This is a genomic window from Thermogemmatispora tikiterensis (assembly GCF_003268475.1).
GTDB lineage: Bacteria > Chloroflexota > Ktedonobacteria > Ktedonobacterales > Ktedonobacteraceae > Thermogemmatispora > Thermogemmatispora tikiterensis.
Genome location: NZ_MCIF01000002.1, coordinates 535,828 through 548,176 on the forward strand (window position 1 = coordinate 535,828; position 12,349 = coordinate 548,176).

A 12,349-nucleotide genomic window follows, 5' to 3' on the forward strand; every position below is an offset into this window, starting at 1 on the left:
CTGAGGAGGAGGCGCTGCATATGCTCTTGCAAGAGAAAGTTGCCGTCATTACCGGTGGCGGACGCGGCATCGGTCGCACGATCGCCCTGGCCTACGCACGGGCTGGCGCGCGGCTGGCCCTGGCCGCTCGCTCAGTCACCGCCCTTGAAGAAACGCGCCGCATGGTCAGCGACCTCGGTGGCGAGGCCGTGGTCATTCCAACCGACGTCAGCCAGGCGACGGCTGTCGCCGCGCTTGCTCAAGCTGTGCAGGAGCATTTTGGGAGGGTAGATATCCTGGTCAACAACAGCGGCACCGCCGGACCAACTGCCCCCCTCTGGGAGATCACTCCTGACGCCTGGGAAGAGACCTTTGCTGTCAATGTGCGCGGAACCTTTCTCTGTTGCCGTGCCTTGCTCCCGTTGATGATCGCTCAGGCTTCCGGCTGTATTATCTGCATCGGCTCAATGACCGGCAAACGGCCCCTGTTCGGACGCACGCCCTATGCGGCCAGCAAGCTGGCGCTGGTGGGGCTGGCGCGTACACTGGCCTGGGAGGTTGGTCCCTACGGCATTCGCGTCAATGTGATCTCGCCCGGCCCCGTCGAGGGCGAACGCATCGAACAGGTCATCCGCAAGCAAGCCGAAGTCAAGGGCATCAGTCTGGAGGAAGCGCGCGCAACCTTCCTGCGCGATGCCCCCCTCGGGCGGCTGGTCACAGCGGAAGAGGTCGCTGCCGCGGCAGTTTTTCTGGCCTCGGAGCAGGCGGCCTCCATCACGGGTGAGGACCTCAATGTCTCAGCGGGTATTGTCATGTATTAAGAGCAAGAGCGCCATCTGGCCAGCTATTCTACACGCGGAGGGATCGCAAGCAATGACACGCCTGATTGATCTATCCCAGGAAATTTACCAGGGCATGTACGTCTATCCGGGCCACCTGAAGACCGTGATCTGGGAGCACCATTCGCATGAAGAGACGCGCAAGAACTTCGAAGGAGGCTTCTCCTACCAGTCGCGCGGGCTGCTCATGAGCGATCACGGTCCCACCCACGTTGATGCCCTCAGCCATCTTGATCCGCGTCCCGAGGCTCCCTCGATCGACCAGATGGCGCTCGATCTCTTCTATGGTCCAGCGCTCTGCCTCGATGTCTCCTTTAAGGAGCCGCAGACCTACATCGGGGCGCGTGATCTTGACCTGGCCCTGGAAGGCTCCGGGAGCGAGCTGCGGCGCGGCGATATTCTGCTGCTCTACACCGGCACCTACAACCGTTACCACGGTACCGCTGCCTATCTGAGCCAGTACCCCGGCCTCGATGAGGCAGGAAGCAACTGGCTGGTCGAGCATGGGGTCAAAACCTTCGGTGTGGATGCGCCCAGCCCGGATAATCCCATCAGCCGAACCTATCCCTGTCATATGATGTGCCGTGCCCACGGAATCACCCATTACGAGAACCTGGCCAACCTTGAGCAACTGGTGGGACGGCGCTTCATCTTTGTCGGCTTCCCCCTGCGCATTCGCCAGGGCACCGGCTCGCCGGTGCGCGCTGTCGCCATTCTCGAAGATGAGCGCGATGAGAGACGGTGAGGTGCCGCCCGCGACGAGGCCCAAGTCCAGAGAGAGGAAATGACGGAATCACTCAGGAAAGGAGGAGGAAATATGAGGCCGGAGCCATCAGTTGCGTCTGGGCCTCTTCCAGAGCGCACGCGCGAGACCCATTACGGCAGAGCGGTCCTGACCTATGCCCGTCGCCCACGGCATTTCAACGAGGTGCTGCGCCGCTCGGTGGAGACCTTTCCCGAGAAAACCGCGCTGGTCTTCGAAGGCCAGCGCTGGAGCTATCGTCACCTCTGGGAGGAGGCCTGTTCGCTGGCGGCAGTCCTGCAAGAGGATTACGCTTTCGATGTTGGCGAGCGCCTGGCGGTTCTTACAGGCAACTTACCGGAGTTCGTTATTGCCGCTGTCGGCTGCTCGCTGCTGGGGGGTGTGCTGGTACCGCTCAATACGCGCCTGCGTGGGCCGGAGCTGGGTGCTTTGCTAGCGCACTCTGGCAGCCGGGTGCTGATTACCACCACAGAGCACTGGGAGCAGCTGGCCCCAGAGCGGGCAGCCTTAAAGGAACTCCAGGGCGTCTTTGTGATTGGTGACGAGCACCCTCAAGGCCCGGCGGGAACTCGTCCCTGGCGCGACCTGCTACGCGGCGGTCACCCCAGGCCGGTCGAGATCGGCGAAGACAGTCCGGTCTATCTCTGCTATACCTCCGGGACCACTGGCTTACCCAAGGGGGTCATCTGCACCCACTTTAACCTCATCCACACCCTCCTCAACTACGAGCTGGTCAAAGGACTGAGCGCTGACGACATCACCCTGCTCGGCGTTCCCATCTTCCATATTACGGGGCTGGCGGCCCAGTTCGCCCAGTTTCTCTACCAGGGCGGTACGCTTGTCCTGCAGCGCCTGCCCTTCCGACCCGGCCCGGCGCTAGAGCTGATCGAGCGCGAGCGCGTGACCCATTTCTTCGGCGTGCCCACCATGTACATCATGCTCATGAATCACAGCGATTTTCGGCAGCGCGACAGCTCATCGTTGCGCCTGGCAGCCTCGGGCGGGGCCCCTTTGCCACCAGATGTCGTGCGCAGCTGGACGCAGAAGGCCCCGCAGGTGCGGTTTTTCAACTTCTACGGCCTGACCGAGACCACCTCGCCTGCGACCTGCCTGCCGGACCGCTACAAGCTAGAGCGACCAGGCTCGGCGGGGTTGCCGCTGCCAGTCAGCGAGCTGCTGGTTGTTGGCGACAATCATGAGCCATTGCCGCCGGGGACAGTTGGCGAGCTGGCCATTTGCGGCCCGATGGTCTTCAAAGAGTACTGGCGCAATCCAGAGGCAACGCAGGCGGCCTTTCTCGACGGCGGCTGGTTTCTGACGGGCGACATGGCCCGCCTTGACGAGGACGGTTTCGTGCACATTGTGGACCGCAAAAAGGATATGATGAACAGAGCAGGGGAGAAAATCTACTGCGCCGAAGTCGAAAACGTTCTTTATGGCCATCCCGCCGTGCTAGAGGTGGCTGTCGTTGGGCAGGCGGACCCGTTCTACGGAGAAATCGTCAAAGCGGTCGTGGTGCCACGTCCAGGTCAGGTGCTGGATACCGAAGAGCTGCGGACCTTCGCGGCGCAGCACCTGGCCTCGTTCAAGGTGCCGGCGCTGATTGAAGTGCGGGACGAGCTGCCGCGCAATCCTGGCGGGAAGGTCATGAAGCAGCTACTGCGAGGGAGATGAACCATCATGGGGTGCCTCGACATTCCGAACGAAACCGTCTTTGTCATGGAGATGACCCCCATCAAGTTTGGCGTAGGAGCAACTGCCGAAGTGGCCTATGACGCCAAACGGCTGGGTATCCAGCGCGCCTTGATCGTCACCGATCGCGGCCTCATGCAGCTCGGCCTGCCCGAACGCGTGCGCCGTCTGCTCACCGAGGCTGGCCTCCAGGCAGACATCTACGATGACGTCCACGTCGAACCGACGGATCGCTCGTTTGAAGAGATCGCCCGCTTCATCGAGGGCCGCAACTACGATGGGATGATCGCCATTGGCGGAGGCAGCAGCATCGATACCGCCAAGTGGGCGCGCCTCTATGCCACCTACCCGGCGCCGCTTATGGACTACGTCAATAAGCCCATCGGCAAGGGGCTGCCTGTCCCCGGACCACTCAAGCCGCTGATCGCCATCCCGACCACCGCTGGCACAGGCAGCGAAACAACGGCGGTAGCCATTCTGGACATCCTCGCGCTCAAAGTCAAAACCGGCATCTCCCACCCCTTTCTACGCCCCACGTTCGCCATCATCGACCCCCTCAACACAGTCACCCTGCCGCCTATGGCGACGGCCTATCCTGGCTTTGATGTCCTCACCCACGCACTGGAGTCCTACACCAGCCGGCCCTACCACGCCCGCCCACGCCACAAGCCGGAAGAGCGTCCGGTCTATGTCGGGAGCAATCCCATCAGCGATCTCTGGTGCGAGAAGGCGCTGGAATATCTCGGGCGCTACCTGCGCAGAGCCGTCCTCAACGGCATGGACGTCGAGGCTCGCACCTATCTGGCGCTGGCAGCCACCTATGCCGGCATCGGCTTCGGCAACGCCGGCGTTCATATTCCCCATGCCCTCGCCTATCCCATCGCTGGCATGGTCAAGCGCTTCTCGCCGCCCGACTATCCGCACGAAGAGCCGCTCATCCCGCATGGCCTCTCAGTGATCGTCACCGCTCCAGCAACCTTCCGCTGGACCTATCCCGCTGACCCGGAGCGTCATCTGCGCGCGGCCCAGTTGCTCGGTGCCCAGGTCAGCGGCTTGAATGAGGCACAGCGACGGGAGATCCTGCCACAGACCTTGCGGACGCTCATGCGCGATACGGGGGTGCCCAGTGACCTGGGGACGCTCGGCTATACAGGCGAGGAGGTGCCAGCCCTCGTCGAGGGTGCGCTCAAGCAGCAGCGCCTGCTCGTCAACAGTCCGCGCGCTGTAGGGGCCGAAGAGTTGCGCTTGCTGATCGAGCAGAGCTTTGAGGCCGCTCCCTGACCCTGAGCGCTCAACGATCCCTCTGGCCTGCTGCTGCTCTCGCCCGCGGTCCCGCTCTTGCCTGCGCTCGCTCGTGCCCGGCAGGAGGCGAGAGGGCGGCAACCGGAGGTCTGACCCTTGACAATCAAAACGTTTTCCCTTATACTTCCCCTATCGAAATCAAAACGTTTTGATTACCAGGCGAAAGGGCACGAGCGGAGCACGGATGATCACCATCAAAGATGTCGCGCGGGCGGCGGGTGTCTCGGTGAGCACGGTCTCGCATGTGCTCTCGGGGCGGAGACCGATCAGCGAGCCTACGCGCCTGCGGGTTCTGGAAGCCATCGAGCGTCTGGGCTATCGCCCGAATCGGCTGGCCCAGGGCCTGGTGAGCAAAAGCAGCCGTTCGCTGGGGCTGCTGGTGCCGGACCTGGCCAATCCCTTCTTTGGTAGCATGGCCGAGGCGATGGAGATCGCTGCGCACGACCGAGGCTATAGCGTCATTCTCTGCAACACGAATCTTGATTCGAGGCGCGAGGCCGACTATCTTTCGATGCTGCTCAGTCGTCAGGTTGACGGCCTGCTCTATTTCCCCGGAACGCGTGTGCCCAATCGGGCGCTGCTGGAGGCAGTAGCTGCCGGCGTGCCTGTAGTGGTCGTGGACGAGCGTATCGATAATCTACCGGGCGTTTTTGTCGACAACTTTGATGGAGGGCGCCAGCTTGGGCGACTGCTGGCGCAGTTGGGACACCGCTCGCTGCTCTTTATCGGAGGGCCGGAGGGCCTGCCCACAGTTACGGATCGCCTGAATGGTCTCCGCGCTGGCCTGGCCGAAGGCGGGGGTGCTCCCGCGAACCTGCTCCTGCGCTTTGGCGAGTATCGCGCCAGTCACGGCTACGAGACGATCCATATCTGTGCACGTGAGGGTGTCTTTGCTGCCGTGGGGGAGGAGCGTCCGACCGCAGTGGTAGCGGCCAACGATATGATCGCTCTCGGGGCGCTGCGCGCGTTGCGTGAGCTACAGCTGCAGGTGCCGCGCGACTGCTCGCTCACTGGCTTCGATGGCGTTGAGTTCACGGCGATGATCACGCCATCGCTCACCACGGTCCAGCAGCCATCGACGCGCGTGGCCACCGCTGCCGTAGAGCTGTTGCTCCAGCGCATCGAAGCCGGCGAGAACCATCGCGACCGCGCCGGTCAGCAGCAGCCTCATGATGACCAGGCGGAGGTTGCTCCGGTGATCCCCCATGTGGTTCTACCGGTCACGCTCGTGGTGCGCGAGTCGGTAGCGCCACCGCCGCCACAGCGCTAGCGGCTTTCATCCATCGCCGCCTGCTGGTAAGGTCGAATTCGCCTCTGGAGGTGAGAGCAGCACAACACCCTGATTTTCCTCTGTTTCAGTTTGTCAGGCCAGTCGTATGTCCTGATCTCTGGACATCATAGTCGCATGACCCTCTCCCACGGTGAGCTGCTTTTGCCGGGAGGGACAGCTATCACTGTTGTCCGCTGTTTGCATTCCCCTGCATCTGGAGGGAGGATCTGATGTCTACCGTCAGCAAGGGAGCAGCCGGCACCACGACGCATTTTGTTCGCAATGCCACAGGACTGGTGCGCGAGCTGTCGCCGTTTGACGCCTTCAACCTGGTGTTTTCCGCTGTCCTCATTCCGGTGGGGATCACACAGGTCTTCTCATTTGCGCCCACCTTCTGGCCTGGTGCAAATGTCCTGGTCTCCTTCTTGCTCTCCCTGCCGCTGGTCTTCTGCTTCGGCATGGTCTACCTCTATTTCACGGTAGCGATGCCGCGCTCCGGCGGTGACTATGTCTGGGTCAGCCGGGTGCTGGGGCCGGGAATTGGCTTCTTGACCAATCTGACACTGACCTTTGTCTTTACGACCTGGATCTCCTTTAATTTCACGACCATGCTCACGCTGCTGGGTCCCAGCCTGGGCTTTGTGGCCGGCTTTACCTGGGCCCCCGACCAGCTCACGCAATTTCTGATCGCGACTGCGCTCACCGTGATCTTTGCTGGCCTGATGGTGTTAGGAGCCAGGCGGGTGGCGCGCTATATGCTGGTGATGTTTGTCGTGGTCTGGCTGGGCATGCTGGTCTGGCTGATTGGTCTGGCGATTACCGATCACAGCGCCTTTGTCAGCAATTTTAACGCGCACAGCGGGACCACCCTGGCCACAGCTGTCAGCGCGGCGGCGAAGGCCGGTTTCTCGTCGGGCGCGGGTCTGGACTGGGCTGGCACGATCTTCGCCATGATCTACGCCTTCCAGGTTTTTACTGGCTTCCAATGGACTGGCTACTTTGCGGGTGAGATCAAGAACGTGCGGCGGACTGCCACCTTCTCCATTCTGGGGGCTTTGCTTATCAGTGCCCTGCTCTACGTGTTGGGGAGCGCACTGATCTATCGTACCTATGGCTCGGAATTCAGTTCGCTGGTCTATCTCGGCTTCAACGTCTCGCCCTCGCCCTTGTCATTTGCCCCGTACTTGCCGTCGCTGGTCAAATTCCTCTCGTTGCCCACTTTCCTGCAGGTGTTTGTAACCGCCTGCTTTGTGCTCTCGGTGCTCTGGTGGACGCCGACCGGCTTTATGATCGCGACGCGCAACCTCTTCGCCTGGTCCTTTGATCGCCTGGCGCCGGCGGGAGTGGCAGAAGTAAGTGAGCGCCTGCACACACCGGTAATTGCCACGGTGGTGATTGCCCTCTGGATCGAGCTGCTCAATTACCTCAACATTTATCAGGGCCTGAGCGCTCTGCTGATCAATGTGATCGCGGTCATGGCGCTGGCCTTTATCGCGGTAGCACTGGCAGCGATCCTGATGCCTTTCATACGCCCCGCTCTCTTTGAGGAGGCGCCGGCGATGGTGCGGACCCGCCTGCTGGGTATCCCCGTGCTGACGCTGGTCGGCGTCGTGATGCTCTTGAGCTGGGCCTTTGTCCTCTATGTCACCTTTACGACGACCGCCTTTGGCAAGGTCTCGCTGCTCTCAATGGCGGAAGCCTTCGCTGTGCCGGTGCTGGGCCTGATCTACTATCTGATCGTACGTTTGATCCGCCAGCGTCAGGGTATCCAGCTCAGCGCGGCTTTCCGTGAGATCCCGCCTGAGTAGGACGGGCGGACGGACAGGCTGGGAGTGGGAGCGCGTGGGGCGTGGAATAAGATAGTGGCCTCTTCTGGCCAGACGTGACAGGCTTACCCCACGCCGCTCCTGGTCCTGGTCCAGCGATGGGAAGGGAAGAGGAATGAGCCGCAGGCTCGTTGTTCCCTCTTCGCCTGGACCAGGGCCGACAGGGCGGACCGGCCCGATCCCGTCCCGTTCGATTGCCAGAGTGGTGCGACCGCTTGTCTGTCGCCTCTAGGCGTATATGGTTAGTCGCTCTCAGGGAGGTAATAAGAAGAAGATGTCAGAGAGAGCAACAGGGCCAGGTTCTGTGCTGGAACAGCTCTTCGGACGCGAGCGTCCGGTAATCGCCATGATGCATTTGCCGCCCCTACCCGGGCGACCGCTCTATGACAGTCGTGCAGGAATGGCGGCCATTGTTGACGCCCTCCGGCGTGATTTGGAAGTCCTCCAGGAGGGGGGGGTAGACGGACTGCTCTTCTGTAATGAAGGTGATCGCCCCTATGCCCTCAAGATCGATCGCGCTCAGGTAGCGGCGATGGCTGCCGCGATTGGCGAGCTGCGCCCCTATCTGAGCTTACCCTATGGGGTTGACCTGCTCTGGGACCCGCTGGCGGCGCTGGCGGTAGCCCAGGCGGTACGGGCCAGTTTTGTGCGCGAGGTCTTCACCGGCGTCTATGACAGTGACATGGGTCTCTGGCAGCCTGATGCCGCCGCTGCCCTGGACTATCGCCGGCAGATTGGGGCCGAGCACATCAAGCTCTTCTTCAACATCGAGCCTGAGTTTGCGCGTCCGCTCAGCCCGCGCCCCATTGGAGCACTGGCGCGGAGCGTCGTTGTTTCCTCGCTGGCCGATGCTATCCTGATTTCCGGTCCAATGGCTGGCGCCGAGGCCGATCTCAGCCACATTCGTGAGGCCAAGGCTGCCGTTCCCTCCACCCCTGTACTGGCTAACACCGGGGTACGCATCGAGACGGTCCGCGCCACGCTGGCGGTTGCCGACGGCGTGATTGTGGGTACGGGTCTCAAGCGCGACGGCTACACCTGGAATCCGGTTGATCCCGAACGTGTGCGGCGCTTTATGGCTGAGGTACGTGCTGCGCGTGAGGAGGCCTGACGATGGCCGCTCAGAAGCGCTACGCGCTGGGGCTGGACGTGGGTACCACCGCCTTAAAGGCTGTCGCCCTCGAGCGTGAGCGTGGCCTGGTGGCGCAGGTTGAGCGCCCGCATGAGCTGCGCTCGCCTCAGCCCGGCTGGGCCGAAGAGGATGCCGAGCAATGGTGGCAGACCTGTCAGGAGGCGCTGCGCGAGCTGTTGAGGCAGATCCCTGCCGACGAGATTGCGGCGATCGGCGTCTCTGGCATGGTGCCAGCGATGGTGCTGCTAGATCAGGGTGGGCGCCCGCTGCGCCCGGCGATCCTGCAGAACGATGCGCGCTCAGCTCTGGAAGTCGAAGAGCTGCGCGCCGCCGTCGATGAAGAAGCGTTCTTCCAGGTTACTGGGAGCGCAGTCAATCAGCAAAATATTGATCCACGCTGGCGCTGGCTGCTCAAGCACGAGCCGCAGGTGGTAGCGCGCACCGTCTGCCTTTGCGGCTCCTATGACTTCATTGTGTTTCGCCTCACTGGTCAGCTTTCGCTCGAAGAGAACTGGGCCGTAGAGAGCGCGCTCTATGATGTGCGGCGGCGGCAGTGGCATCAGCCCTATCTGGAGCATGCTGGCATCGCGCGCGCCCTGCTGCCACCGGTGCATGCCCCTACTGAGATTGTGGGTGGAGTCAGTGCCGCGGTGGCCGAGGCAACTGGCCTGCAGGCCGGAACGCCGGTGGTGGCTGGAAGTGCCGATCATGTGGCGGCAGCGCTGGCGGCAGGTCTGACTCAGCAAGGCGATATCTTGTTGAAGTTCGGCGGAGCGGGCGACATTCTCTACTGCTCCGATCAGCCGGAGCCTGATCCCCATTTCTACTTTGATTATCACGATATCCCGGGCCTGACGCTCATCAACGGCTGTATGGCGGCCAGTGGCTCGCTGGTGAAATGGTTTGTCAGCCAGCTGGCGCCCGGCTGTTCGCTGGCTCAGTTGGATGAGGAGGCGGCTGCCGTGCCCGCCGGCGCCGATGGCGTGTTAGCGCTGCCCTATTTTCTGGGGGAGAAGACCCCCATTTTCGACCCGACGGCGCGTGGGGTCTTCGCAGGTGTCATGCTCCATCATCGGCGCGCCCATCTCTATCGGGCTGTCCTGGAGGCGGTCTGTTATGGTTTCGCCCATCATCTGGCGCTGCTGCGTGAGGGAGGACGGCCCATCCGGCGCCTCTGTGCCGCCGATGGGGGCAGTCGGAGCGCGCTCTGGATGCAGATCGCGGCGGATGTTGTCGGCGAGCCGGTGAGCGTTGTGGCCGGTGAGGCAGCCTCGGCTCTGGGCGTGGCCTACGTCGCCGGGATGGGCGCCGGCCTCTTTGAGCGCTGGGAAGAGATCACACGCTTCATCGTTCAAGGACCGACCTACTGGCCACGCGCCGAGCAGGTGGCGCTCTATCAGCGTGGTTTCTTGCTCTACCGCGATCTCTACCGTCGTCTGCAGCCTCTCTTTCCCGAGCTGGCCCAGCTCGCGGATGTGGCGCGCCTGATTCAGGCCCAGGCAGACCTACCCGTCCAGTCTGGTGGTCTCAACTCAACTCAACTCAACTCAGACTGAACCGAGAAAGCCATAAGGAGGACCAAGGGAGATGCTCTTAGCTGGTTTGCGCGGTTTCATCACTGGTGCAGGTACCGGGATTGGGCGCGCCATTGCTCTGGAGATGGTGCGCGAGGGGGCCGATCTCTATATTACCGATCTGGATGGAGAGGCCGCTCAACGCACCGCGACTGAAGCGAGGACGCTCCGGCCAGAGGCCCGTCTCTACGCGGCAGCTCTCGATGTGCGACAGGGCGCGGCAGTGGCTGCCTGCATTGAAGATGCCCAGGCTCGCCTGGGGGGCCTGGAGCTGGCTGTCAACAACGCTGGCGTTTCTTCGATGGCTCGCGTGGTTGACCTGACTGAGGACGACTGGAACTTTAACATGGATGTCAACGCCAAAGGGGTCTTTCTCTGCTGTCAGGCCGAGGTGCGCGCCATGTTGCATCGTGGAGGGGGAGGCAGCATCGTCAACATTGCTTCGATGGCCGGCAAGAAGGCGGCGCCTTTCCTGGCCCATTATTCCGCCTCCAAGTTCGCCGTCGTTGGCTTCACCCAGGCCCTGGCTCTGGAGACTGCTGAGGCCGGCATTCGCGTCAATGCTGTTTGTCCGGGCTATGTGCGGACCTCGATGCAAGAGCGTGAAGTGGTGTGGGAGGCCCAATTGCGGGGTATCACGTCCGAGGAGGTGATTGCCGACTATCTGCGGGCGATCCCCTTGGGGCGCCTGGAGGAGCCGGAGGATGTGGCGCGGGTAGTGACCTTTCTGCTGAGTGAGCGTGCAGCCTATATGACCGGTCTGGCGGTCGATGTGAATGGTGGGGCGTTCATGTCCTGACCGATCGCCGGGCTGGCCAGGCGCTGGTGGTAGGTATGTCATCCGGTCTGGCGCGCCTCGCCCGCCGATGGCCTTGGGGCATGTAGCCGCTGAGCGTAGTCGCGCTGGCTGGCCCTGGGGTAGGGTGCTGGAGAGAGCGGGCCGGGCCGCCGCTCTGGAAGGGGAGTTGTCTCGCTGATGTTTGGCACTCGTCGAACCACGATCTTCTTTGCTACTGATATTCATGGCTCCGAACGCTGTTTTATGAAGTTCATTAACAGCGCCAAGTTTTACGGGGCCAATGTCTTGATTCTCGGAGGCGATATTACTGGCAAAGCACTGATCCCCATCGTGCGCGATGGCCACAGTAGTCGCTATCGAGCCACGTTTCTAGGGGAGCGAGTGACGCTGGAGTCTGAAGAGGCCCTGGCTGCCTTCGAGCGTCAGGTGCGTCATGCTGGAGCCTATCCATTTCGGACGACGGTGGAGGAGCTGGCCGCCCTGGAAAGCGACCGGACCCTTGTCGACCGCCTCTTTACCCGCCTGATGGTTGAGAGCGTGCAGCGCTGGTGTGAGCTGGCAGAGGAGCGTCTTCGCGGAAGCGGCGTGCGCTGCTTTATCGACGCGGGAAACGATGACGAGCCAGAGATCGTGGAGGTCTTAAAGCAGGCCAGCTATGTGGAGATGCCCGAGGGCCAGGTGGTGCTGATCGATGATGAGCATGAGATGGTCAGCGCGGGCTTTGCGAATTTGACGCCCTGGCATGCGCCGCGCGATATTCCTGATGAGGAGCTGGGTCGCTTTATTGAATCAATGGCCGGTCAGCTCCAGCATCCCGAGCGAGCGATCTTCAACGTCCATGTTCCGCCGTATGGCTCTGGTCTGGATACCGCGCCGCAGCTGGACGAGCAGCTCAAGCCGGTCGTCGTCGGTGGCGAGATTGCCACCGGGCCGGTGGGCAGCAAAGCCGTGCGGGCGATGATCGAGCGTTTCCAGCCCCTGGTCTCGCTGCATGGTCACGTTCATGAGTCGCGAGCGGTGAGCAAAATCGGGCGCACGACCTGTATCAATCCAGGCAGCGAGTATGGCGACGGGCATCTGCGCGCTGCGCTGGTCACGCTCAAGGGGCCAAAGCTGCTCAGTTATCAACTGATCACTGGATGAAGCCCACTCACTCGATCCGTCAGTCAAGAC

At 62.2% G+C, this 12,349-nt stretch carries 10 protein-coding genes; all 10 read left to right on the forward strand.

Annotation, left to right across the window (positions count from 1 at the left end; genetic code table 11):
• Positions 1-20: 20 nt before the first annotated feature.
• The 10 genes from A4R35_RS02355 (at position 21) to A4R35_RS02400 (ending at position 12,319) form a co-directional block, all read left to right on the forward strand.
• Positions 21-800 carry an SDR family NAD(P)-dependent oxidoreductase gene (locus tag A4R35_RS02355; protein ID WP_112426171.1) on the forward strand — a complete coding sequence of 260 codons (780 nt, stop codon included), beginning with the start codon at positions 21-23 and terminating at the stop codon, positions 798-800.
• A 52-nt stretch (positions 801-852) separates the two neighbouring features.
• Entirely contained in the window at positions 853-1,563 is a 711-nt protein-coding gene (locus A4R35_RS02360) for a cyclase family protein (protein WP_112426173.1), read from the forward strand.
• A gap of 72 nt (positions 1,564-1,635) precedes the next feature.
• Positions 1,636-3,255: a class I adenylate-forming enzyme family protein gene (locus tag A4R35_RS02365; RefSeq protein WP_189361249.1), complete on the forward strand. Its 1,620-nt coding sequence runs from the start codon at positions 1,636-1,638 to the stop codon at positions 3,253-3,255.
• A gap of 6 nt (positions 3,256-3,261) precedes the next feature.
• Entirely contained in the window at positions 3,262-4,554 is a 1,293-nt protein-coding gene (locus tag A4R35_RS02370) for a hydroxyacid-oxoacid transhydrogenase (RefSeq protein ID WP_112426177.1), read from the forward strand.
• Between the two features lie 205 nt (positions 4,555-4,759).
• The gene (locus A4R35_RS02375) at positions 4,760-5,845 is read left to right on the forward strand and encodes a LacI family DNA-binding transcriptional regulator (protein WP_112426179.1); all 1,086 of its coding nucleotides are present in this window, start codon (positions 4,760-4,762) and stop codon (positions 5,843-5,845) included.
• Positions 5,846-6,075: 230 nt separating this feature from the next.
• Entirely contained in the window at positions 6,076-7,653 is a 1,578-nt protein-coding gene (locus A4R35_RS02380) for an APC family permease (RefSeq protein ID WP_112426181.1), read from the forward strand.
• 292 nt (positions 7,654-7,945) lie between these two features.
• Positions 7,946-8,782 carry a BtpA/SgcQ family protein gene (locus tag A4R35_RS02385; protein ID WP_112426183.1) on the forward strand — a complete coding sequence of 279 codons (837 nt, stop codon included), beginning with the start codon at positions 7,946-7,948 and terminating at the stop codon, positions 8,780-8,782.
• 2 nt (positions 8,783-8,784) lie between these two features.
• On the forward strand, positions 8,785-10,359 hold the full coding sequence (locus tag A4R35_RS02390) for an FGGY-family carbohydrate kinase (RefSeq protein WP_112426185.1): 1,575 nt from the start codon (positions 8,785-8,787) through the stop codon (positions 10,357-10,359).
• A gap of 31 nt (positions 10,360-10,390) precedes the next feature.
• Positions 10,391-11,176: an SDR family NAD(P)-dependent oxidoreductase gene (locus A4R35_RS02395; RefSeq protein WP_112426187.1), complete on the forward strand. Its 786-nt coding sequence runs from the start codon at positions 10,391-10,393 to the stop codon at positions 11,174-11,176.
• A 177-nt stretch (positions 11,177-11,353) separates the two neighbouring features.
• Entirely contained in the window at positions 11,354-12,319 is a 966-nt protein-coding gene (locus A4R35_RS02400; protein ID WP_112426189.1) for a metallophosphoesterase family protein, read from the forward strand.
• Positions 12,320-12,349 lie beyond the last annotated feature (30 nt).